Origin of the sequence: Streptomyces sp. Inha503, from assembly GCF_047215865.1 — a bacterium.
Taxonomy (GTDB): Bacteria; Actinomycetota; Actinomycetes; order Streptomycetales; family Streptomycetaceae; genus Streptomyces; species Streptomyces lycopersici.
The window spans coordinates 11,178,909-11,201,985 of sequence record NZ_CP178360.1; the positions used below are offsets into that span (position 1 = coordinate 11,178,909).

The 23,077-nt window shown below is 72.0% G+C and carries 15 protein-coding genes; 9 read left to right on the top strand and 6 right to left on the bottom strand.

The annotated features are described in order from the left end of the window. Nucleotides 1–12 precede the first annotated feature (12 nt). From ACJX2R_RS46275 to ACJX2R_RS46285, 3 genes are read left to right on the top strand one after another with little or no spacing between them, the layout of a single operon-like run. The gene (locus tag ACJX2R_RS46275) at nucleotides 13–861 is read left to right on the top strand and encodes an LLM class F420-dependent oxidoreductase (protein ID WP_413105012.1); all 849 of its coding nucleotides are present in this window, start codon (nucleotides 13–15) and stop codon (nucleotides 859–861) included. Beyond that, nucleotides 861–4,844, top strand: coding sequence for an SDR family NAD(P)-dependent oxidoreductase (locus ACJX2R_RS46280; protein ID WP_413105013.1), 3,984 nt, complete (start codon nucleotides 861–863; stop codon nucleotides 4,842–4,844). The genes ACJX2R_RS46275 and ACJX2R_RS46280 overlap by 1 nt, the downstream gene beginning before the upstream one ends. Further along, nucleotides 4,841–8,734: a type I polyketide synthase gene (locus tag ACJX2R_RS46285; protein ID WP_413105014.1), complete on the top strand. Its 3,894-nt coding sequence runs from the start codon at nucleotides 4,841–4,843 to the stop codon at nucleotides 8,732–8,734. The genes ACJX2R_RS46280 and ACJX2R_RS46285 overlap by 4 nt, the downstream gene beginning before the upstream one ends. On the opposite strand, the gene ACJX2R_RS46290 is transcribed toward ACJX2R_RS46285, so the two are convergent. From ACJX2R_RS46290 to ACJX2R_RS46305, 4 genes are all read right to left on the bottom strand, one after another. Continuing rightward, nucleotides 8,714–9,079 carry a BlaI/MecI/CopY family transcriptional regulator gene (locus ACJX2R_RS46290; RefSeq protein WP_262697426.1) on the bottom strand — a complete coding sequence of 122 codons (366 nt, stop codon included), beginning with the start codon at nucleotides 9,077–9,079 and terminating at the stop codon, nucleotides 8,714–8,716. The genes ACJX2R_RS46285 and ACJX2R_RS46290 overlap by 21 nt on opposite strands. 37 nt (nucleotides 9,080–9,116) lie before the next feature. Beyond that, complete coding sequence (gene purF / locus ACJX2R_RS46295; RefSeq protein ID WP_413105015.1) at nucleotides 9,117–10,529, bottom strand: amidophosphoribosyltransferase; 1,413 nt, start codon at nucleotides 10,527–10,529, stop codon at nucleotides 9,117–9,119. A 115-nt stretch (nucleotides 10,530–10,644) separates the two neighbouring features. Then, nucleotides 10,645–11,445: a thioesterase II family protein gene (locus ACJX2R_RS46300; protein WP_413105016.1), complete on the bottom strand. Its 801-nt coding sequence runs from the start codon at nucleotides 11,443–11,445 to the stop codon at nucleotides 10,645–10,647. Continuing rightward, on the bottom strand, nucleotides 11,442–16,169 hold the full coding sequence (locus ACJX2R_RS46305; protein ID WP_413105017.1) for an amino acid adenylation domain-containing protein: 4,728 nt from the start codon (nucleotides 16,167–16,169) through the stop codon (nucleotides 11,442–11,444). Before ACJX2R_RS46305 ends, ACJX2R_RS46300 begins: the two co-directional genes overlap by 4 nt. Before the next feature lie 317 nt (nucleotides 16,170–16,486). Here ACJX2R_RS46305 and ACJX2R_RS46310 point away from each other — a divergent pair, with 317 nt between their 5' ends. The 4 genes from ACJX2R_RS46310 (at nucleotide 16,487) to ACJX2R_RS46325 (ending at nucleotide 20,749) form a co-directional block, all read left to right on the top strand. Further along, nucleotides 16,487–18,154, top strand: coding sequence for a (2,3-dihydroxybenzoyl)adenylate synthase (locus ACJX2R_RS46310; RefSeq protein WP_413105018.1), 1,668 nt, complete (start codon nucleotides 16,487–16,489; stop codon nucleotides 18,152–18,154). Between the two features lie 102 nt (nucleotides 18,155–18,256). Continuing rightward, complete coding sequence (locus ACJX2R_RS46315; protein WP_413105019.1) at nucleotides 18,257–19,600, top strand: salicylate synthase; 1,344 nt, start codon at nucleotides 18,257–18,259, stop codon at nucleotides 19,598–19,600. Nucleotides 19,601–19,665: 65 nt separating this feature from the next. Further along, nucleotides 19,666–20,289 (top strand): TetR/AcrR family transcriptional regulator, encoded by a 624-nt coding sequence (locus ACJX2R_RS46320; RefSeq protein WP_262697420.1) that lies wholly within the window; start codon nucleotides 19,666–19,668, stop codon nucleotides 20,287–20,289. Nucleotides 20,290–20,368: 79 nt separating this feature from the next. Further along, nucleotides 20,369–20,749 (top strand): BlaI/MecI/CopY family transcriptional regulator, encoded by a 381-nt coding sequence (locus ACJX2R_RS46325; RefSeq protein ID WP_413105020.1) that lies wholly within the window; start codon nucleotides 20,369–20,371, stop codon nucleotides 20,747–20,749. Between the two features lie 16 nt (nucleotides 20,750–20,765). On the opposite strand, the gene ACJX2R_RS46330 is transcribed toward ACJX2R_RS46325, so the two are convergent. Further along, nucleotides 20,766–21,455, bottom strand: a complete 690-nt coding sequence (locus tag ACJX2R_RS46330) for a TetR/AcrR family transcriptional regulator (RefSeq protein WP_413105021.1) — start codon at nucleotides 21,453–21,455, stop codon at nucleotides 20,766–20,768. Nucleotides 21,456–21,540: 85 nt separating this feature from the next. On the opposite strand from ACJX2R_RS46330, the gene ACJX2R_RS46335 reads away from it, so the two are divergent. Together ACJX2R_RS46335 and ACJX2R_RS46340 are read left to right on the top strand one after the other, a co-directional pair. Next, nucleotides 21,541–21,933 (top strand): hypothetical protein, encoded by a 393-nt coding sequence (locus tag ACJX2R_RS46335; RefSeq protein WP_413105022.1) that lies wholly within the window; start codon nucleotides 21,541–21,543, stop codon nucleotides 21,931–21,933. Next, nucleotides 21,933–22,058, top strand: coding sequence for a hypothetical protein (locus ACJX2R_RS46340; protein ID WP_262697416.1), 126 nt, complete (start codon nucleotides 21,933–21,935; stop codon nucleotides 22,056–22,058). The genes ACJX2R_RS46335 and ACJX2R_RS46340 overlap by 1 nt, the downstream gene beginning before the upstream one ends. A 26-nt stretch (nucleotides 22,059–22,084) precedes the next feature. Here the strand turns inward: ACJX2R_RS46340 and ACJX2R_RS46345 are convergent, their stop codons facing one another. Then, entirely contained in the window at nucleotides 22,085–22,885 is an 801-nt protein-coding gene (locus ACJX2R_RS46345) for a M56 family metallopeptidase (protein WP_413105023.1), read from the bottom strand. Nucleotides 22,886–23,077 lie beyond the last annotated feature (192 nt).

The following is a 23,077-nucleotide window of genomic DNA, read 5'->3' on the forward strand; positions in this document are numbered from 1 at the left end:
TGTGAGGTCCTCATGAAGTTCGGACTGCTGTCCGTCGTCACCGACTTCTCCCTCGACCCGGCGGAACTCGGCCGCCAGGCGGAGGAGCGGGGCTTCGACGCCCTCTTCGTACCGGAGCACACGCACATGCCCGTGCGCATCGAGAGCCCGCGGCCCGACGGCGGACCGGTCGTCCCCGAGGCGATGCAGGGCCTCGACCCCTTCGTGGCGCTGTCCGCCGTCGCCGCCTCGACCTCCCGGCTGCTGATCGGCACCGGGATCTGTGAGGTGCCCACGCGCGATCCCATCATCCTGGCCAAGCAGGTGGCCAGCCTCGACGTGCTCGCACAGGGCCGGTTCCTGTTCGGCGTGGGAACCGGCTGGGTACGCGAGGAACTGCTCAACCACGGGGTCGACCCGGCCACCCGAGCCGCGCGCCTCATGGAGTACCTGGAGGTCATGCGGACCATCTGGACCGACCACGAGGCCTCGTTCGCCGGGGAGTTCGTCAAGTTCGACCCCATCGTCTCGCTGCCGAAACCGGTGCGGCGGCCGCATCCGCCGATCCTCATGGGCCTCACCGGGGCCAGGGCCCTGGACCGGGTGACCGAGGCCAGGGCCGAGTGGATGCCGATGTACGGCCTGGAGGGCGCGGACCTCGCCGACCGCATCGCCCTCCTCAACGAGCAGGCCGCCGAGCTGGGGCTGGGGCCCGTTCCCGTGACCGTCGTGGAGGTCCCGCCCGAGGAGGAGGCGGTCGCCCACTGCATCGAGGCGGGAGTGAGCCGGTGTGTCTTCACCCTGCCGCCGGGCGAGCGGGAGGACGTACTGCCACTCCTCGACTGGTACACCGAACTCAGTGAACAGGCCGAGTACCTGTGATGGGCGAGCAGAGGCCGGCCCCGCTGCTGTTCCCCGTGTCGTGCCGGTCGGTGAAGGGGGCGAGGGCACGCGCCGGGGCACTGGCCGACTGGCTCGAAGCGTCCGAAGCCGCGACGGACCTCACCGACGTGGCGTACACGCTCGCCCGTCGCCGCCCCCACCTCCCGGTACGCGGCGCCGTCCTCGCCCACGACCGGCCGCGGTTGGTGGACCGGCTCCGTGCCCTCGCCGCGGGGGAGAGCGGAGAGGGGATCGTCGCGCCGGAGGAGCGGGGGCAGCCGTCGCCCGACGTGGTCTTCGTCTTCTCCGGTTACGGCTCCCAGTGGGACGAAATGGGCGCCGGGCTGCTCGGAGAACCGGCCTTCGACGCCGTACTGGACGAGTTGGAGCCCGCCTTCCGCGCCGCCGGGCGCGAGTCACCGAGGGAACTGGTCACACGGTCCCGGCTCTCCGAGGCGGACGCCACGTCCGTCCAGCCCGCCCTGTTCGCCATGCAGGTCGGACTGGCCGCGGTGTGGCAGCACTACGGCATCAGGCCGACGGCCGTCATGGGGCAGTCGATGGGAGAACTCGCCGCCGCCGTGGTCAGCGGCGGCCTGCCGCTCGCCGACGCGGCACAGGTCATCCTCCGCCGCTCCGAGGTCATGCAGCGCCGGATGTTCGGATTCGGCACCACCGCCGTCGTCGAACTGCCGGCCCGGGAGGTGGAGCGGCGGCTGAGTGCCGGCGTCGACCTGGACATCGCCGTCCACAGCTCGACGCGAACCACCGTGGTGGCGGGCGACGGGGACGTGGTGGAGGAGTTCCTCTCCTCCTGCGAGGCCGACGGAATCGCCACCTATCCCGTACGGGGCGGCAACGCCGCCGGACACAGCAGGTTCGCCGACCGCGTCGTACCCGAACTGACCGACCTGCTGGCGGATGTGAGGCCCACGCGCCCCGAACTCCGTTTCTACTCCACCGCCCTGTCCGACCCGCGGGACACACCCGCGTTCGACGGCGCCTACTGGGCGGCGAACGTACGCCGTCCGGTGCGCTTCCGGCACGCCGTCGAGGCCGCCCTCGCCGACGGGCTGCGCACCTTCGTGGAGGTGTCGCCGCACCCGGTGGCCGTCCGTTCGCTGGCCGACACCCTGGCCGACTCCGCGCCCGCCGACACCGTCGCCTGGGAGACCCTGCGCCGAAGCGAACCGGCCCGGTCCGCCCTGCTGCTGGGGCTGGCCCGGGCGCACTGCCGGGGCATCGACGTGGACTGGGAGCGGCTGGCTCCGCCGGGCCGTCTGGCGGATGTCCCGACGGCCGTGTGGGACCACGGGCAGCGACAGCCGGTGGCCGGACGCGTCGTCGCCACGGCCGAGCCCGGCCACCCACTGCTCGGCACGCATGTCCGGCTGCCAGGCGCGTCCGCGCGCCACCTCTGGCAGACGACCCTCGACACCGCACGGCTCACCTGGCTGGACGACCACCGGCTCGGGGAGCTGCTGCCCCTCCTCCCCGGCACCGGCTACTGCGAGATGGCGCGCTCCGCGGCCTGCACCGCGTTCGAGGCCAAGGCCGAGGACGTCGTCCTGTCCGACATCACCTTCCACCGGCTGCTGTCGCTCGCCGCACCGGTGACCGTGACCACGGTGCTCACGGTCACCGCGCCGGGCGAGGCAGAGGTCGAGATCAGCAGCCGGGACGGGGACACGGACGTCGTCCACGCCACGGCGAAGGCCGCGGTCCTGACCCGGGAAGCAGCGGGCACCGACGGCCCCGCCCCGTGCGCCGTGGACGGCCCCTTCCGCGACGCCGGTGAGTTCTATCCCCGGCTCCGTGACGCCGGGCTCAACCACGGTCCGGCGTTCGCCGGCCTCACCGGGGTCTCGATCACCCCGGACCAGGCGCTCAGCCGGGTGAGCCGCCCCGCCGCCGCACCGCCCGACCCCCGTATGACCTTCCACCCGGCACTGCTCGACGCCTGTCTGCACGGCATCGCCATGGCACTGGTACAGGACTCCGGCAGGATCTGTCTGCCCGCCGCGATCGCACGGCTGAGCCTGGTCGGCGAGCTGGGCGACGACGTCACCTGCCGGGCCCGGCTGCGCATCGACGCACAGGGCTGCACGGCGGACCTCGACGTGTACGACGAGGACGGGCTCCCCGTGGCCGATCTCCGGGGGGTGAGGTTCCGATTCCTCGACGAGGACTCCCTGCCCGTCTCCATGGACGGCCTGCTCTACACGGTGGAGAACGAACCCGCGCCGCTGGCCGAAGCCGGGCCCGCGCCGTCGGGCGACTGGCTGGTGTACGGAGGAGGCGAGGACGACGCCTTCCGGAACAGGCTGCTCAGCGAGATGGAGCGGGCCGGTCTGCGCCCGACACCGCTGGACACCGCGTACCTCCCGGAGCGGATCCCCGGCGCCGCGGCGGTCCGGGGAGTGGTACTCCTGGGTTGGGAGACCGGCCGGGCGCACCCCGAGGCCGTCACGGACGCCGGGCGCCGACTGCTGCCCATGGTGCGGATCGCCGCCGGGCTCGACCAGGGGCCAGGAGATGCCGAAGCGGCACGGCTGTACTTCGTCACGCGCGGTGCTTGTCCGCCGACGGGTGCGGCCTCGTTCGACCCGGCTCAGGCGGGCCTGATCGGACTGACGCGTTCGCTGCGCTTCGAACGTCCCGAGCTACGGCCCACCCTGGTCGACCTGGACCCGGATCCCCGCCCCGAGGAGCTGGTGAGGGAGCTGTGCTCCCTTTCCTCCGACGATGAGGTGGTGTGGCGGAACGGCGTACGTCACGTCACCCGGCTGACCCCGCTGTCCGCCGGAGCTCCCGCCGCACCGGGACGAGTCCCGGTCCGCGAAGGGGGAGGCTATGTGGTGACCGGCGGCACCGGGGGACTCGGACTGGCCACCGCCCGCTGGCTGGCGGAGCTCGGCGCGGGCTGTGTCGTACTCAACGGTCGCTCCGTGCCGGGCCCGGACACGGCCCGCGGCATCGAGGAGATCCGTGCCCTGGGCACCCGTGTGGTGGTCGTCCTCGGCGACATCGCGGAACCCGGTGTCGCGGACCACCTGATGCGGGCGGTGACGCAGATGGGTGCCGTGGTCCGCGGAGTGGTGCACGCGGCCGGCGTCCTCGACGACGCCCTGGTGACGGATCTCGACGCGGAGCGGATCGGCCGCGTGTGGTCGCCCAAGGCCGTCGGTGCCTGGCGGCTGCACCTCGCCACCCCACGGGACGGCGTGGACTGGTGGGTCGGCTACTCCTCGTCCGCCGCCCTGCTGGGCTCTCCCGGGCAGGCCAACTACTCGGCCGCGAACGCCTGCCTGGACGCGCTCGCCCACTGGCGACGCGCCCACGGCCTGCCCGCCCTCTCGGTCAACTGGGGCCCCTGGGCCGAGACCGGGGGCGCGCGGGACGCGACGGTCAGCGGGCTCGGGAAGATACACCCCCGTGAGGCCTTCGCCGCGCTGGAGGAACTGATCGCCCACGAGCGGGTCCAGTCGGGTGCCGTCCGGCTCGGGCACGACCACGCCGTGGTGTTCCCCGAGACCCGCGCGTCGTCCTACTTCGCGCGGATCGTCGCGGGCGCGGCACGGGGCCGGACCGACCTGGCCGGCTTCGACCGCGGCCGGCTGCTCGGAATGGGGCGCGAGGCGGTGCACCGGGCCGTGACCGAACGGCTCACCGAGCGGATCCGCCCGCTGCTGCGAAACCTGGGCGACGGGCTGCCGCTCGGCACGCCCCTGGTCCGCCTCGGGCTCGACTCCCTGGCCGCTGTGCGGATCAAGAACGCCATCAGGGACGACTTCCGGCTCGACATCCCGGTCTCCCGCCTCCTCCAAGGGGCGAGCGTGACCGCTCTCGCCGACGAGCTCACCGCCGGCCTCACCGACCAGTCGCGGGAGCCGGCGGATCCCGCGGAAGACCGGGGCGAGCAGCGGTCCCGGACCCGCCGTACGCGCATGGCCCAGCAGGCTCGAAGGAGGAGGCCGCAGTGAACACCGAACCGGTGCAGGACACGGACCCGATGGAAGAACCTCCCGAGGGCATCGCCGTCATCGGCATGGCGGGGCGCTTCCCGATGGCGCGCGGCGTCTCCGAATTCTGGCAGAACCTGCGTGAGGGCAGGGAGTGCCTGGAGACGCTGGACGACGCCGAACTGCGCCGCCAGGGGGTTCCCGACTCCGTGCTCAGCGACCCGACCTATATGCGGCGGGCCGGAACGCTGGACGGGATCGAGGAGTTCGACGCGGAGTTCTTCGGACTCGCGCCCGGCCTCGCCGCCACCATGGACCCACAGCAACGGCTGCTGCTCGAATGCTCCTGGCACGCACTGGAGGACGCCGGTTGCGACCCGGCCCGAGGCGGGGCCGCCATCGGGGTGTTCGTCTCCGGATCCGCGTGCGGCTACTACCCGTACCACGTGCTGTCCCGACACGATCTGCGCAAGCTGCTGGGGGCCGGTTCGTCCTCGGAGCAGATGTCCCTGTGGTCGGCGAACGACGTCAACTTCTACGCCACCCGTATCGCCCACGCCTTCGACCTGCACGGACCGGCACTGAGCGTGCAGACGGCGTGCTCCAGCGCGCTCACCGCCGTCCACCTCGCATGCCAGAGCCTGCTGTGCGGGGAGTCCGACGTGGCGCTGGCGGGGGGCATGTCCGTCAAGGTGCCGCACCGCGTCGGCTATCGGCGCGACCTCGACTCGGTGATGTCGCCGGACGGCCACTGCCGGCCGTTCGACGCGCACGCCGGCGGGACGGTCTTCACCAGCGGCGGGGGAGTCGTCGTACTCAAGCGGCTCAGCGACGCGCTGGCCGACCGCGATGACATCCGGGCCGTCATCCGGGGCTCCGCGGTCAACAACGACGGCTCGCTGAAGATGGGCTACCACGCGCCCAGCGTCGAGATGCAGGCCGCCGTGATCCGCGAAGCGATCGCCGTGGCCGGAGTGGACCCCCGTGACGTGGGCTATGTGGAGGCGCACGGTACCGGCACCGCGCTCGGCGATCCGGTGGAAGTGGCCGCCCTGCGCCGGGCGTTCGGCGGTTCGGCGGACGAACCGTGGTGCGCGCTCGGATCGGTGAAGGGCAACGTCGGACACTGCGAGACGGCGGCCGGAGTCGTCGGCCTCATCAAGACCGTGCTGTGTCTGCGCAACCGCGTGCTCGTACCCACGCTCCACTTCACCGAGCCCAACCCCGAACTCGAACTCGCCGGCGGGCCCTTTCGCATTCAGGACGAGCTGACCGACTGGACGGACGAACGCCCCCGGCTGGCGGGCGTGACCTCGCTGGGCGCGGGCGGCACCAATGTGCACGTGGTCCTGGAGGAGGCGCCGCGGCACGAGGCGCCACCCGCTCGCCCCGAGCCGCACGTTCTCGTGTTGAGCGCGCGCACGGAGGACGCCCTCACCGAGTCCGGCCGGCGGCTCGCGGAGCATCTGCGCGGGGAGCCCGGAGCCGATCTGGGCGATGTGGCGTTGACCCTGGCAGACGGCCGCCGCGCGTTCCGCTACCGCAGGGCCGTCGTGGCGCGGGACGCGGACCAGGCCACGGCGGTGCTGTCCCGGGCGGAAGGTCCGGTCACCGACAGCACGGCGTCCGGGGAGACGCCCGCGGTGCTCCTGACGTTCTCCGGACTCCACGAGCGGGGTGCTCGGACGGCCCCGGGGCGGTACGAACATGATCCGGTGTTCGCCGAACACTTCGACCGCTGTGCCGAGCTGTTCGGCGGGAACGAAGGGGATGCGACCGCCGAAGCGCGGACCTTCTGCGCACAGTACGCGACGGCTCGCGCCCTCGAGGCCTGGGGCGTGCGGCCGGCCGCGGTCGCCGGCAGCGGTGTCGGCGAGTACGTCGCCGCCCACCTCGCCGAAGCGATGACCCTCGAGGAAGCGGTGCGCCGCGTCGTCCGGCGCGAACCGCCCGAGCGCACGCGGAAGTCCTCGGCCCCGGCCCTCCTCTCCGGGACGACGGCGTTGGACGCCGCGCTGGCCGACGGCACCTACCTCGTCGTCGGCGTCGGGCCGGGACACCAGCCGGGCGAGGCGGTGAGCCTCGCCGTCGGGCCGGGGGAGGAGCGCGACGTACCGGAGGTCTTCCGGGCGGCACTGGGCGAGCTGTGGGCGCGCGGAGTACCGGTGGACTGGGCGCCACTGCGATCCGGACACCGTCGCACCGCGCTGCCCGGATACCCCTTCCAGAGGTCGCGGCACTGGCTGGACTCGACGTACGCGACGACGGCGGCACGGGCGACACCGCCCGCGGACGCCACAGCCGAACCCGAGGCCGTGGCGGGCACCACCGAACAGGTCCTGTCCCGGCTCTGGTCCGATGTGCTCGGCATCGACGAGATCAAGCCCGACGACGACTTCTTCCTGCTCGGCGGTGACTCCGTGATGGCCGCGCGGATCGCCGGCCGCGCCCGTTCGGCGGGCCTGCGCTTCAGTCCCCGCGCGCTCTTCCAGAACCCCACGCTGCGCGCGCTGACCGACGCGGTGGGACCTCGCGCGGCTGGTTCCGCGACCGAGCCCGGGACGGCCGTCTCCCCTCGTCGGCCGGTCTCCACCGGCGAGCGACTTCAGCTGACTCCCGCCCAGTTGGAGCTTCCGACGGACCCGGCCGCGCTGCCGGAACTCGACGTACCCGTCGTCCTCCGGGTCGGGGACGAGGTTTCGGCGGACCTGCTCGACGAGGCGCTGGTTCATACGATCGGCCATCACGATGCGCTGTGCGTGGAACTGGCCGAGACGAGCGGCATGTGGGAACACCACAGGGCAGTGCCGACAGGTCCGGTACTGACCGTCGTGCAGGGGGAGCACGAAGGCACGGCGGACGCCTCCGCACTCGTCGCCGCGGCGGCGGCCGAGGCGCGCGGCCGCCGCACCCCGGGCAGGCGCGCCGCCGTGGAGGCGTTTCTCGTGGACTCGGGCGAGCAGGGCGGCCGCCATCTCGTCCTGCTGACTCATGCCACCGCCACCGACCTCTCGGCACAGCGCCTTCTCACCGAGGACCTGACCACCGCGTGCCGCCAGCTGCTGGCCGGACGGCCGGTGAACCTGCCCGCGGTCGGCACCACGTGGCAGACCTGGTCCGACTGCCTGACCACGTGGGCACTCGACGACGCGGTCCTGCTCGAACGGCCCTACTGGCTGGGCCTCCTGCGCCGGGCCGGCGCCCGGCCGGCGCTCGTCGCCCCGGACGGGGCGACCGCGCCCGACCCCGGCACCCGAAACTCCGTAAGGCTGCTGCGCACCGTGCTGGATCCGGCCCTGACGAGCTCGTTGCGGCCCGTCCAGAGGCGGGAGCACCTGACACCGGGCGCGCTCGTGCTCGCGGCGGTGTCCGCCGCCCTCACCCCGGAGGCGGACGGGGAGGGGACGCTGATCGACGTCATGGGCAGTGCGCGGGACGGGGACTTCCCGGGCATCGACCTCAGCCGGACCGTGGGCCGGTGCACTTCGGTGTATCCCCTTGTCGTCGGGGCTCACCACGACGACCCGGCACGTCTGTTGAGTACGGTTCGCCACGAGTTGGGCAGCGTTCCCCACCACGGTGTGCACTACGGCGTGCTGCGCCATCTCCACCCGCAGACGGCCGAGGCCCTGCGGCGGCTGCCCGAGGCCCAGGTGACCTTCACCGACGCCGGGACGCGGACCGCGGCAGCCACGGGAACACGCCGGTCGCCGTTGCGGGCCATGCCCCTGGACGACCTGCCGTGGGGCGAGCCCGCCCTGTGCCGTGGCCATGTGCTCGACGTACGGACCTACCGGCAGTCAGGGCGTATCCACATCGACTGGTGGTACGACGCGGCACGCTGCTCCGAGGCCACGGTACGGGAACTGGGCGACCGGGCCCTCGCGACGCTAGGAGGACTCGCTCAGTAGCGCCGAGCCGTCGACGGCCCGGCGAAGCTGCGCCCGCAACGCGGGATCGGCCCACGCCTGGTCGACGAAGTGGGCGACCGCGTCGGTCCCGAAGCTGGTCAGCACTTTTCGTACGGCCAGGCCCACTTCGTCCCGGCAGGTGGCGTGGTACATGTACTGGCGTCCGTTGCGGTGGCGCGCGACGGCACCGCTGTTCACCAGCCTGGTGAGCACGGTCAGAACGGTGGTGTACGCCAGCCGGTCCTCGCGTTCCTGGTTGAGCTTTTCCTGCACTTCACGTCCGTGCAGTGGACGTTTGGCCGCTGAGAGGAGGTTGAGGACCCGGATCTGAAGTGAAGTACCCATCGTTTCCCTCCGTTTGGCTGATGTCGTGCGAGTCGGTTCACGGCTGCCGCTGCAACAGGGCTCCGTCGGGGAACTCCACCGCGGTGGGGAACCGCCCGTCGAGGCACGCGGTGCAGTACGAGTCCGTGGCGCCGCCCACCGCACCCAGCAGGGCGTCCAGCGGCAGGAACCCCGCGCTGTCGCAGCCGAGGTGCGCGGCCAGGCGGTCCGGGGCGACCCGGGCGCCCACCAGGGCGTCCCCACGGCCCGTGTCGATGCCGTAGAAGCACGGCCAGCGGTGCGGAGGGGACGCGATGCGCAGGTGGACGGCGCGCACCCCTGCCTCGCGGAGCATGGCGACGACCGCGGTCATCGTGGTGCCGCGTACGAGCGAGTCGTCCACGAGGACGACCGAGCGCCCTTCGACGGCCGCCGGTACGACGGACAGTTTCTGCCGGACGGCCGCCGCGCGGCCGGCCGGGGCCGCGGTGATGAACGACCTGCCCACCCCCTCGTGTCGCAGCAACCCCTGGACGGAGGGGAGCCCGGCCTGCCAGGCGTAGCCGTCGGCGGCCACCCGAGCCGTGTCGGGTACGGCCACCACCACATCCGCGCCCGGAGGGGGAGGCGCGTGCCGGACCAGTGCCCGGCCGGCCGCGTACCGGGCCTCGTACACGCTCCGGCCGTCGATGCGGGAATCGGCGCGGGCGAAGTACACGTGCTCGAACAGGCATGAGGCACGTCGGGCCCCCGGCACGTCGAGACGGCTGCTCCGGAAGCCGGCCGCGCCGATCTCGACCACCTCGCCCGCTTCCAGCTCACGGACGAAGGTCCCGCCGACCGCGGCGACGGCGGCGGACTCCGAGGCCAGCAGCCAGGTGTCGTCGAGCCGGCCCAGACACAGGGGCCGGAACGCCTGCGGGTCCCGGACCCCGTACAACCGACGGCCGTCGGTGAGCACCAGCGAGTACGCGCCGGTGATCCGCGGCAGCACTGTATGGAGGGCGTCGGAGAGCGTCACGCCGCGCTGCTCCATGGCCGCGGTCAGCAGCCGGCCCAGGACGGCGGTGTCCGTGGCACCGGCGGGGATGCCCAGCTTCGCGCGGGCCGGTCCCGTGTTCACCAGCGTGCCGTTGTGTGCCAGACAGACGGGGTCGGCCCAGCCGTCCAGCAGAATGGGCTGGGCCGACCCGTCCTCGGGCCCATCGGCGCCGGACGTCGCGTACCGCACGTGTCCGACGGCCCCGTGTGCGTCACGCAGCACTCGGGGGCGGGCGTCGGGGAAGACTTCCGTCACGCGGCCGGACCCCGTCCGGCACACGATGCCGGTGTCGTGGCAGGCGGCGATGCCGGCGCTCTGCTGTCCGCGGTGCTGGAGGGAAATCATCATGGTGCGCAGGGCGGGTGTGGCCGGGCCCCAGGCACCGACCACGCCGCAGGACTCGCGGGGCTTGGCGAGCGGGTCGTTCACCGGCCGTCGCCGCCGAACCCGCGCTGGCGCCCGTCCTTGCCGATCCGGCTCAAGGGTCCTCCATGGAAGTAGTTCGGGTGCTCGGGTCCGCGTCGGGTGCCGGGGCGCCCCGTCGTCAGGGGGTCGAGGCGGGCCCGTCGCGGCGGGTGCCGTGCAGCCCCAGCGTCGTGAGCAGATAGGCGATCAGGGCCGAGCGGCGCTCGGACAGGTAGAAGTGGCCGCCGGGCATCACACGCAGGGTGAAGGTGCCGGTGGTGGCGGCCTGCCACCCCTCGGCGAGCCGGTGCGGGACCTTCGGGTCGTGGCTCCCCAGCACGGCCGTCATGGCACAGGACAGCGGCGGGCCCGCCCGGTAGCGGTAGCCCTCGATCAGCCGGTAGTCGCCCCGGATCGCGGGCAGCAGTGCGGCGCGGATCTCGGGGTCGTCGAACAGCGTCGGATCCGTCCCGCCCAGCCGGGCCAGTTCCCTGACCAAGGTGTCGTCGTCTCGCGGTGGTCCGAGGGCGGGGTCGGCCGAGAAGGGGGCCGGCCGGGCGGAGACGAACAGGTGGCGTACGGGACCGGACGACGGGGAATCGAGCCGCCGGGCCACTTCGAAGGCCACCGATGCCCCCATGCTGTGCCCGAACAGCACCAGCGGTACGTCGGCGACCTCGGCGACGGCCTTGGCCAGTGGCTCGCACAGCAGGTCCATCCGATCCAGTACGGGTTCGTCGATACGGTCGTCGCGGCCCGGATACTGCACCGCCAGCAGCTCGACGCTGGTGGGGAGTTCACGCAGCCAGGGGTAGAAGAAGCGGGCCGAGCCGCCGGCGTGCGGGAAGCAGACCAGACGCAGCCGGGGGCGGCGCCGGGGCCTGGGACCACGCAGCCACCGCTGCGCGAGCCCGAGGGAACCGGAGGCCATGCGGTTCATCGGCCCGGCACCTCCTCGTCGTCCACCTGCCGCAGCCGTTCGGCGACCGCGGCGAGGGTGGGCCGGCGCACCACGGCCCGCAGCAGTTCCTCGAAGGACAGCGTCGCCGCGGCCGGCAGCTCGCGGCGCAGCCGCCCGATGAACTGGGCCACGAGCAGGGAGTCTCCGCCGAGTTCGTAGAAGTTGTCGTCACGAGCGACGGCGCCGACGCCGAGCAGTTCGGCCCACAGGGTGGCGAGGCGGCGTTCCAGCCCGTCCAGCGGCGGTGCCGAGCGCCCCACGTCGTCCGGGCGGCCGTCGGCCACCCAGGAGAGCACGGTCTTGCGGTCGACCTTGCCGTTCGCGCTGAGCGGCAGGGCTTCGACCGCCTCCAGATGCGCCGGGATCATGTACTCGGGCAGCTGCTCGGCGAGATGGTCGCGCAGGTCCTCCAGATCGATGTCGGCCCGGTCCCGCTTGAACGTGGCCGCGATCAGATGCTGGCCGAACAAGGCCAGTTCGCCGCCGTCCTCCGGGAGGACCAGGACGGCCTGTGCGCCCGCCTCGGTCAGCAGGGTGCGCCACTCGTCCACGGTGAAGAAGGTCTGGTCACGGCCGCGCCGCCGGTCCTCGAAGTCCCCCTCCGCGTCGGGGTCCGCTCCGTCGAGGCGGATCAGGAACTCCATCCAGGTCATCAGGTCGGGGCGGTTCACGGTGAGTTCGGTGAAGACCAGCCAGCCCCCGGGGGCGAGCAGCTCCCGCAGCCGGGCCAGCACGATGTCGATGTTCAGGGCGTTGTGGAGCGCGTTGGCGACCACGATCATGTCGAAGCTCTGCGGCCGCAGTCCCTGGGCGCGGTAGTCGGTGTTGAAGTCGAACAGGCCGTAGCGCAGCCACGGGTGGGCTGCGAAGCGGCCGCGTGCCTCGTTGAGGAAGAACTGCGACACGTCGGTGAAGAGATAGTCGGGCTCCGTCCCCGCTGCCCGCGCGGCCGCCGGCAGCGCCGTCGCCATCTGGTCCGTCGTCGCGCCGACGCCTGCCCCTGCCTCGAGGACACGGAACGGACGCCCGGGGGCGGCCCCGGCGGCGAGGGCGGCCGCCAGGGCGGCCGCGGCACGGTTGAGGTACCGCATGATCGCGTTGTCCGCGTACAGGGCCCGCGCGGAGTCAGTATCGCCGTCGGGGAACAGCAACCGCACCTGGTCCAGTTCCCCGCGCAGGATCTCCGGCAGCTTCCGCATGCTCGCGGTGAGCAGAGCGAGAACGGGCGCGGTCCACAAGGGCGCGCAGCCCTCGGTCTCCAGTCGGTTCAGCTCTTCGGCGAGAAGGACCGAGTCGGCGGCCATCAGATCCTGGTACCGGCCGGTCTCCGGGTCGCGGCGGACCAGACCCTCGTGCTCCAGCACCGCGAGCCAGCGGCGCACCACACGGTGGAAGCGGGGCGGCACCCCCGCCCGGCGCATGATCTGCTCCGCTGTCGGCGGCTCGGCCCGGGGCGGGAAGGCGCCCGATTCGCGCAGTGCCGCGGCCATGGCGGTGAACGCCACGCGGTTCAGCCGTCGTTGCTCCTTCCCGAGGTGCCTGAGTTCGGTCCGCTCGATCGCCCGTACGGCCGTGGCATGGGCGGTCTGAGCCGGTCCCTTGGCCGCGTCGGCGGCGGTGAACGGGTCTGCACACCGCCTGCTGGTCACCACGGCGGCGATGCGCCGGTTTGCCGAGTCCGTGCCGTGGACCACGACGGCCGCGGACTCCACGTCGGGCCGGGACAGCAACGCGGCCTCGATCTCGGCCAGTTCGATACGGTGCCCGCGCACTTTGACCTGGGAGTCCTCGCGGCCGAGGAACTCGATGTCGCCGTCCGGCAGATAGCGGCCGAGGTCCCCGGTGCGGTAGAGACGTTCCCCGGTGCCGGGATGGACCACGAACCGTTCCCCGGTGCGCTGGTCGTCGCCCAGGTACCCCTTGGCCAGTCCGACGCCCCCGATCCACAGTTCGCCGGGGACGAGGTCGGGGCGCGGCCGCAGTGCGGTGTCCAGTACGTGAAAGGTCTGGTTGGCCAGCGGTTTTCCGTACGGGATGCTGCGCCAGTGGGCGGGTACCTCCCCGATCGGGTGGTGGATCGACCAGATCGCCGCCTCCGTGGCGCCGCCGAGACTGACGAGTTCGAGGCCGGGACATCGACGGCGCACCGCGTCGGGCAGGGTCACCGGTATCCAGTCCCCCGACAGGAGGGCGCGCCGGAGCGAGGTCAGGTCGAGGGCCGGCTCGCTGTCGGCGTAGGTCTGGAGCATCTGGAGCTGGGCGGGCACGGAGTTCCACAGAGTGACGCGGTGCCGGGCGACGAGGTCCGCCCAGTGCGAGGGGTCGCCGCGGCGTTCCGCGTCGGGCAGCACGAGAGCGCCGCCGACGGCCAGCAGACCGAAGATGTCGTACACGGAAAGGTCGAAACCCAGCGCCGCCAGCGCGAGGACGCGGTCCTCGGAGGTGATGCCGAAGCGGCCGTTGATGTCCGTCACGGTGTTGACCGCGCTGCGGTGACTGATCATCACGCCCTTCGGGCGGCCGGTCGACCCCGAGGTGTAGATGACGTACGCGAGGTCCTCTCCGCCCGCGACGGCTTCGGGCAGCGCGGTCCCGGGGGCGGCCGGGGACAGGGTGTCGACCTCGATGGTGTGCACCGCGGCGGGGAACTCCTCGAAGGACGCCACCCGGGAGTGGGTGAGGAGCTCGCGCACCCCCGCGTCCGCGAGCATGACGTCACGACGGGCCGGCGGCTGATTGGTGTCCACCGGCAGATAGGCGCCGCCGGCGAGGAGGATGCCGAGAACGGCGACGATCTGCTCCCAGCCCTTGTCCAGGACGACGGCGACCGGTTCGCCCTTCGACACGTCCCGGTCGCGCAGCCGGGCGGCCACGCGGAGGGCGCGACGCAGGAGTTCGTCGTAGCTCATCCGCCCGTCCGCGCCCCAGCGCAGCGCGATGCGCTGTCCGTGCTCGAGGGCCGTCCGGACGGCGGCTTCGTGCAGCAGTTCCCCGGTCTCGGGGGCGGCGGTGTCGTTGACCCTGGTGCGGGCGGCGCGCTGGGCGTCGGGCAGGAGGGCCGGGACGGGCGAGGACCAGGCGTCGTCATCCGCACCGGCGAGCGACCGCACGAGCCGGCCGTAGGCGGCGAACATGGCGTCGAGCAGGCCGTCGGGGAACAGTTCCTCGGCGGCGTCCCAGGCGAGCAGCAGTCCGCCGGCGTCCTCGTACACCTGGTGATCGAGCCACACCTGCGGCGTCTGGGAGATCATCCAGCCGAACTCGCCCAGAGTGCCGCGGAAGTGCTCCCCGACGAACTCGGAACCGATGTTGCTGGCGAACACGACGGGAGCGGACACCCGGTCGCCGGGCCGGGCGCGGGCCAGGTCGCGCAGGACCTCGACCGCCGAGTACGCGGTGTGCGCCGCATCGGTCTGGAACCGGGTCTGGAGCCGCCGTGCGTGATCCACGAACGGCGCCCCGTCCGAGGTGTCCGCGGCCACCAGGACGAGGTTGGTGAAGTCGGCGACCAGGCCGCCCACTTCGGGGCTCAGGGGCTGACGGTCGAAGAGCGGGAGATTCAGCACGAAGCGCTGCTGGGCGCTCCAGGCACCGAGCACCTCGGCGTATGCGGTGGCCAGGGCCATGGCGGGAGTCACCCCGTGGGCCCGGGCCCGCTCGGCGAACCTTCGCCAGGCATCGGGCGCCAGCCGCATGCGGCGTCGGGTGAACCTCGGCCGTTCCACCTGCTCGGGGTCCGCGGCCAACGGCAGCGCGGGGCCTGCCGGCAGCTCCGCGAGCCGGTCCCGCCAGTAGGCGCGGGCCTTCTCGCGGGACGCACCGCGCTGCGCGGCCAGGTCGGTGAGATAGCGGGAGAACGAGTAGGCCGGCTCGGCCGCGGCCGCACGATCCGGCGCCCCGGGCTGCCCGCTGTGCTGCCCGCTGTAGTGCGCTGCCATCTCGGCGAGCAGGAGCTGGATGCTGAGGACGTCGGCGACGAGCAGATCGATCCCGAAGTGGATCCGGGTGGCGCCCCCGGGCCGCAGCGACAGCTGGACGTCGAAGACATGGCCGGCGGCGACGTCGAACCGGCGGTGCGACAGCCGGCCGCGAACCCGATCCAGGGCGTCGTCCGCCTCCTGTGGGGAGAACTCCCGCAGGTCGTGCACGGTCAGGCCCGGCCATGGCGAGGTCGCCGACACCTGCTGGGTCCCGTCGTCCAGGAACCGTGCCCGGAGCATTCCGTGCTTCGCGATGAGCGTACGCACGGCCGACTCCAGGCGGTCGGCCCGGACCTCCCGGCCGTCGAACTCGACATAGGCATGGCAGCCGTTGCCGCCGAGCGACTGGCCGTCCGTGCGCCCGATCCAGTACGCCTGCTGCACCGGGGTCAGCGGGAAGGGCGAGGACTCGTCCGGTACGGCCCCCGGGCCGGGTTCCGGGCCGTCGGTACATCGGCCGCCCTTCGCCGCGGGAGCGACAGCGGGCAGCCGCTCTGCGAGCAAGCGCGTCCAGGCGCCTACGGTGGGCTCCTTGGCCAGTTCCGCGTAGTCCACCTCGACTCCGGCCGAGCGCCAGCGCCCCACGAGGGCCATCACGCGAATCGAGTCGAGCCCGTGGGAAATCAGGTTGTCCGTCTCCGGCACGGTCTCCGGTGGGAGGCCGAGCACCTCGGACAGGGCTTCGCGGATCTGCCGCTCCGCGGCGGGGGCGTGGGGTGTCATGGCTGTCCTCTCTCCGGGGCCTCGCCGACTGATTTACCGGCGATTTATGAATGGCGTGGACAGGGAATTCCGCCGACTCAACCTAAATCACTCCGTGCGTCCGGCGGAAGGGAGGTACTCAAAGGGGTAGTACCCGGCTGGGGTATGTCCGAAATGGCCCCGTAAATACACTCAAGGTAGTGGAAACTGAATGCGGATCTGTGCTGGACTTTACTCTACCTTTACCGTTGCTTTATTGACCGAAGCTCTGTGGTGAGACAGATTCTTTACGGCCAAGTAAGGGTTGGTGGATTCCTGGAGATCTCGATTTGAGAGGTGTGGATCCGGTGGATGTGGTTCCGTGGCCCGACGAATTATCCGAGCGATATCGCCGGGCCGGACACTGGCGGGGTCGGCCCCTGGGTGACATCCTGCGCGACCGAGCGCGTGAACATCCGGACGCCCCGGCGGTGCTCTGTGAGGACCTGTCGTGGAGCTATGCCGAACTGGACGGGCGCAGCGACCGACTCGCCGCCGGCCTGTGTGAGCTCGGCGTCCGGCCAGGGGATCGCGTCGTCGTCCAACTCCCCAACGTCCCGGAATTCCTGCCGCTGCTCTTCGCTCTGTTCCGCCTGGGCGCCCTGCCCGTCCTCGGGCTGCCCGCCTACCGCGCCAGCGAAGTCGTACACCTGTGCAGGAGCACCGACTCCGTCGCCTACGTCATCCCCGACATCGATCCGGACACCGGTTTCGACTACCGGGCGCTCGCCCAGGACGTCCGTGCGCGAGTGCCCTCGATCCGCCATGTGCTGGTCGCCGGTCGGGCCGGACCGCACACCTCCCTGCGCGAGGTCGACGCCGAGCCGCGGCCGTTGCAGGCGCCCGAGCCGGGCGATCCGGCGCTGTTGCTGGTCTCCGGCGGCACCACCGGACTGCCCAAGCTGATCCCGCGCACCCACGACGACTACTTCTACAACCTCCGCGCCAGCGCCGAGGTCTGCGCACTGAACCGGCGCAGTGTCTACCTCGCCGTCCTGCCCATGGGCCACAACTTCCCGCTGGCCTGCCCCGGCGTCCTGGGCACGCTCCAGGCCGGCGGCTCGGTCGCCCTGTGCTCGTCGCCCAGCCCCGACAGCGCCTTCGCCGCGATCGAACGGTTCTCGGTGACGGTCACGGCGGTGGTGCCGCCCCTGGCCGCACTGTGGACGCAGGCCGTGCGGTGGAGTTCCGCCGACATCAGCAGCCTTGAACTCCTCCAGGTGGGCGGTGCCCGGCTGTCCGCGGACACCGCCCGAACGATCGGCCCGGCCCTCGGCTGCGAACTCCAGCAGGTGTTCGGCATGGCCGAGGGGTTCCTCAGCTACACCCGCCGTGGTGATGACCCGGAGACCGTCGCCACCACGCAGGGACTCCCGCTCTCTCCCGACGACGAGATACGGATCGTGGACGAATCGGACCGGGAGGTCCCGCTGGGCGCGGTCGGGAGCCTGCTGACCCGCGGCCCCTACACCCTGCGTGGCTATTACCGCGCGCCCGAACACAACTGCCGGGCCTTCACGGCCGACGGCTTCTACCGCACCGGCGACCTGGTCCGGCTCACCCCGGAGGGCCGGCTGGTCGTGGAGGGACGGGAGAAGGACCTCGTGAACCGGGGCGGCGACAAGGTCTCGGCGGACGAGTTGCAGAACCACCTCAGGGCCCACCCCGCCGTTCTGGACGCCGCCGTGGTGCCCGTCCCCGACTCGTACCTCGGCGAGCGCACCTGCGCCTGCCTCCTCCTGCGCGAGGGATACGACCAGGTCCCGGACGTGGCCGCCTTCCTGCGCGACCGAGGGCTGGCCGCATACAAGATCCCCGACATCGTGCGGATCTGTGACTCCTTTCCCCTGACCAGCGTGGGCAAGGTCGACAAACGCGAACTCGCCCGGACCGTCGGGTCCGCGCCGAGCGCGGGGGCAGCGGAGTTCCGCCCCGGTGACCCCGCGGCGGACGCCCGTCCCCGTTGAGCCTGGGGGCCGTCCCGGGCGATCCCGGGGGCGGCCCCCAGGGACATCCAGCCATCCGCGTGCTCCGAGCCGACCGGATCACCCTCACACCCAAGGACACCCATGGCCGAGCGGCAGCCTTACCACGAAATCACCCTGAACATTCCGGGCGACCCGATGGTTCACGCCACGCGTCTCGCCCGACGCGGACCGCACGAGCTGTACGTGGTGTACGAGCGGCAGGGCGAGTGGTGCTACGCGGCCGGCCCCGAGGCCGAACTCACCGTCCTCCGCGACCGCGTCGACTACCGGGCAGGTACGGTACACACCTCGATGCCGCGAACGGACCAACCGCTGCGCCAGGTGCGGCGGCTCCTCGACGGAGTGCCCGTCGACGGGTGGCGCGCGTACGGCTGGGCCTCCTTCGAGCTTTCGTACCTCCTCGCGGGCCTCCCGGGCGCGGCGGTGCCGTCGGCGGAGCAGGTCCTGCTGCATCTCGTCGTCCCCGCCGTGGAAGTGCGCATCCAAGCCGGGCGGGCGCTGATCCGATGTACCGACCCGGCCATGGTGGACAAGGTCTGCCGTCTGCTGGCCGGCCCCGACACCGAGCCGGCGTCCCCTTCACCGGTGTCCGTCGACATCACGGGCGGCGCCCGGGAGCCGTACCAGGCCGCCGTCTCGGCCGCGGTCTCCGCCATACGCGGCGGTGAACTGCACAAGGTGATCCTCTCCCGGACCGTGGAAGTGGAACAGGACATCGATCTGATCGGCACCTATCTGGCCGGCCGTCGGGCCAACACCCCGGCCCGCTCCTTCCTGTTGCACCTCGGCGGGCTCGAAGCCGCGGGATTCAGCCCGGAAACCGTGGTCGAGGTCGCGGCCGACGGTGCGGTCTCGACCCAGCCGCTGGCCGGCACCAGGGCGCTGACCGGTGACACCGAACTGGACGACCGCCTGCGCGCCGAACTGCTGGCGGATGCAAAGGAGGTGTATGAACACGCGGTCTCCGTGCAGCTGGCGTGGAACGAGATGAGGACGGTCTGTACGCCGGGGACGGTACGAGTCGAGGAGCTGATGGACGTCAAGCGGCGGGGCAGTGTGCAGCACCTGGCCTCACGCGTCACCGGCCGCCTCGCGGATCGCGCCGAGGGGCCCTGGCCGGCCCTGGCCGCGGTCTTCCCGGCCGTGACCGCGTCGGGCATACCCAAGACGGCCGCCTACACGTTGATCCGACGTCATGAAGCGGAACCCCGGGGCTTGTACAGCGGCGCGGTTCTGACGGTGGGCTGCGAAGGCGATCTGGACGCGGCCCTCGTCCTGCGCACCGTCTACCGGAGCGGCGGGCGCACCTGGCTGCGTGCCGGCGCCGGGATCGTCGGGGAGTCGAATCCGGAGCGCGAATTCGAGGAGACCTGCGAGAAGTTGCGGAGCGTGTCACGGCATATCGTCCCGGTGGACGGCGGGTGACCGCGGGGGTGACCGACGGTGTGTGGCACGGATCAGGCCACGGACCCCTGTCGTAGACTCCCCACATGCCTACGACTCCCAGCCGCCAAGCGCAGCAGGGCGGCGCGGCACGGACGGCCCCGCGCAGGCGGGCCGACGCCGAGCGGAGCATCGTCTCGATCGTCACCGCCGGGCTCGAATGCTTCCGCGAGGACCCCAACGCGAGCATGACCGCCGTCGCCCGTGCCGCCGGTGTGAGCAGGGTGACGTTGTACTCCCACTTTCCCTCGCGTGAGGAACTGTTCGAGGCCGTCCTCGCCCATTCGGTGAACGAGGCCGACAAGGCGTTGGAGGCCCAGGATCTCGACGGCGGCCCGGCCGACGAGGCGATGGTCCGCATGGTGCACTCGTGCTGGCGCATCCTCGACCAGCACTCGTTCCTGGTGACGGCCTCCGAGGGCCTCGTCGGGGAGCCGCGTCGGCGTCGGCAGCATCGCAAGGTACTCGACCGGGTCGACCGCCTCATCGCCCGTGGCCAGGACGAAGGGGTCTTCCGTACCGACCTGCCCCGCACCTGGCTCGTCACCGTCTTCTACAGCCTGCTGCACACCGCGTCCTCGGAGACCTCGGCACGGCGTCTGCGGGCGGGGGAGGCCGCGTCGATACTCGAGCGCACCCTGCTCGCCAGTCTCCGATGCCCGGGAGCGTAGGGGCCCTTCCCCGAGACCGCCGAGCCGGCCCCGGCACTGTGCCTATATCATCGCCAGGCGAGGTTGGGGAGGTCGGGCGATGTGGAACCTTGGCAGTCTTGAGTCCGCGGTGATGGATCGGGTCTGGGCCAGCGGCGAGGCGGTCACCGTCCGTGACATCGCGGGGCAGATCAACTCCTCCCGCACCCGGCCCCTCGCCTACACCACCGTGATGACCACGATGGACAAGCTGTTCCGCAAGGGCTGGCTGGAGCGGACCAAGCGCGGGAAGCAGTACGTCTACACACCCGTTGAAGCCCGGGACGCCTGTGTCGCCCGGCTCATGCGACAGGTCCTCGGGAGGAGCGCGGACCCCGAAGTGGCGCTGCTCCACTTCGTCGAAGGGCTGGGCAGGGAACGTTCGACGGCGCTGCGCTCCGCCCTGCATCAGCTGCCCGACGCCGACGACGCGGACGCCTGACGCGACCTGTCCCGGTTCACGTCCGGCGGGCGGCGGTTTCGACGGCGAGGATCAGCATGTCGAGCTCGCTCTCCAGGATCTGCTCTGGCGTCAGATCACGGAGATGCGGAAGGGCCGCCCGGAGCCGAGGGTGGCCATCGGCCTCCTCGGCGAGAGCCACGAGACTGGCGGTTCGGTGGTGGTCCACCGGATCGCCGTGCGTCTCGCGGTGGAGACGGCCCAGGACCAGGTCGACGAAGATCAGATAGTGGCGGGCCGCCTGTCGTTCGCCGAGGCCGGCGTCGGCGAGGATACCGAGCACGCTGTCGACCAGCCGCAGGGCGCCCGGCCCGTGGTGGGCGCGGGTCATCAGGATGTCCACGAGCCCGGGACGGGCGGCCAGTTCTCGCCGCATGTCGGCGGCCAGCCGCCGTAGCCGCTGCTGCCACGGCCCCTCGTCGACGTCCAGGGGCACGATGTCATGTTCGGCGATGGCGTCCATGACCAGATCGACCAGCGCCTCCTTGTCCGGCACGTGCCGGTACAGCGCCATCCGCGACGCCCCCAGGTCGGACGCCAGCCGCCGGATCGTCAGCGCCTGCATCCCCTCGTCGCGCGCGATCTCCAGGCCACGGGACACGATCTGCGCACGGCTCAGACTGCCCCAGGCGCGGCGTGGGCGTGCGGCGGGGCTGGAGTGGTCGGCGTCGGGGCGGGACGAACTCATGGGGAGAACGGTACCGGACACTTGCGGACGGGCGTCCGCAAAAATTAGGGTTGCCTAACCAAAGGTTGACTCGAAGGAGAGATCCGTGTCCGTCGACTGGGCCGGGTGGCCCGTACTGCACGTCCATGCCGTCGACTTGCCCCAGGGTGAGGCTCGCGCCTTGGTCGTACGTGTCCTGGAAGAGGCTCTCGAACGGGACGAGCCCTTCGGGGCCGCGGTCGAGATGCCGTGGGGCGCCCCCGCGGAGCGGGGCGGCGACGAGGCCGTCCAGCAGGTCCGTGCGGTACGGAGTCTGCGTCCCCGGCTGGCCGAACGCTGCCGCGGCCTGGTCTTCGTCCTGCCCGTCGGGGAACAGGAGCGGCATGCCAAGGTGCTCCGCTCGGGCGATCAGGTGTGGGGTTGCCCGACCATGGCGGCCGACACCTCGGAGGCGGCCCGGGACTGGCTCAGGAGCCGGCTCGAAGAGGACGTCGTCTGATGTGGGTTGCGGCCGGGCTCACCGCCCTCGTGCTCGCCGTCCGCCGCAAGATGCGCGCCAGAGCCGAGCGGCGGAACGGCGCCGAGCCTCCACGCGTCGCTGCGGCGGGCGAGGGTGAGGGCTGACCGCCCATGCGCTCCCGTCCGCCGCGTCAGCACCCTCCCGTCCACGCCCACGCACTGATCAGAGGCAGCGAAGCGACCACGGGCAGTACGACGGCCGTGGGCACCACGACCCGCACCACGCCGTCCACGGGCATCTGGCGCAGTCGGCGAATGCGTTCGGGCACGCCTTCGTTCCCCGGCTGGAGAGCCCTCGGTGTGCTCGTCTCCGCGCCCAGCACGCACAGTGCGGCGATCACGACGTCGGAGCGGCAGCGGCGCGATGCCCTGTCGTCCGCGGCGAGTTCGACGAGCCGGGCCACCGCGGGGCGGGCGAGCCGCACCAGCGGCACACGGGGGAACGCCCGCGCGAGCGACGTGGTGATGGCCGTCATCAGGTGGTGGCGGCCACGCAGATGCGCCCGTTCGTGCTCGACGACGGCTGCTCCCTCGCTCTTCGTCAGCTGCCGTAGCGCGCCCGAGGTGATCACTACGCGGCCGCCGCGGGTCGGTACGCAGTACGCGGCCGGGGCCGCGTGGTCCAGAACGATGGCGGGCATCCCCGGCAGCGGACTGGCCAGTACGTCGAGCGTCGCGACATGACCGCGCCACTCCTTGCGCATCCGCCTGAGCGTACGCCCGCCGACGAAGACGCCTCGCACCGCGACCGCCATGCCCATGCCCGCGCCGGTCAGACACAGGCCCCCCAGGAGCCGGCCCATGAGCGGGGAGGGCAGGAGTGCCAGACAGCAGCGGAGCCCGGTGATCCCCGCCGAGGGCCGCAGCACGTGCCGTACGGATATCAGGCCGATCACGATGGCGGCCGCCGACACCGTCGTCAGGAGCCCCATCCACACCGCCAGAGCGGCACGGGGGAAGCGCGACGGCCACGCGGCCCGGGACAGGGGCCGAGGTAACCAGACGGCACACATGACGAGACAGCCGACAAGCAGCGCGAAGCGAGTCATGCCCGAGTACCCCCGTTGTCCGTCCTCCGCGCGGCGATGCTGGTGCTGATCGTTCTCGCGTACGCGCCGTGAGTT

Coding starts and splice junctions, on each gene's coding strand:
- ACJX2R_RS46340 (WP_262697416.1), top strand. CDS start 21,933: ATGTGGGTTGCGGCCGGGCTCACCGCCCTCGTGCTCGCCGTCCGCCGC.
- ACJX2R_RS46275 (WP_413105012.1), top strand. CDS start 13: ATGAAGTTCGGACTGCTGTCCGTCGTCACCGACTTCTCCCTCGACCCG.
- ACJX2R_RS46345 (WP_413105023.1), bottom strand. CDS start 22,885: ATGGGGCTCCTGACGACGGTGTCGGCGGCCGCCATCGTGATCGGCCTG.
- ACJX2R_RS46320 (WP_262697420.1), top strand. CDS start 19,666: ATGCCTACGACTCCCAGCCGCCAAGCGCAGCAGGGCGGCGCGGCACGG.
- ACJX2R_RS46290 (WP_262697426.1), bottom strand. CDS start 9,079: ATGGGTACTTCACTTCAGATCCGGGTCCTCAACCTCCTCTCAGCGGCC.
- ACJX2R_RS46315 (WP_413105019.1), top strand. CDS start 18,257: ATGGCCGAGCGGCAGCCTTACCACGAAATCACCCTGAACATTCCGGGC.
- ACJX2R_RS46330 (WP_413105021.1), bottom strand. CDS start 21,455: ATGAGTTCGTCCCGCCCCGACGCCGACCACTCCAGCCCCGCCGCACGC.
- ACJX2R_RS46305 (WP_413105017.1), bottom strand. CDS start 16,169: ATGACACCCCACGCCCCCGCCGCGGAGCGGCAGATCCGCGAAGCCCTG.
- ACJX2R_RS46280 (WP_413105013.1), top strand. CDS start 861: ATGGGCGAGCAGAGGCCGGCCCCGCTGCTGTTCCCCGTGTCGTGCCGG.
- ACJX2R_RS46300 (WP_413105016.1), bottom strand. CDS start 11,445: ATGAACCGCATGGCCTCCGGTTCCCTCGGGCTCGCGCAGCGGTGGCTG.
- ACJX2R_RS46325 (WP_413105020.1), top strand. CDS start 20,369: ATGTGGAACCTTGGCAGTCTTGAGTCCGCGGTGATGGATCGGGTCTGG.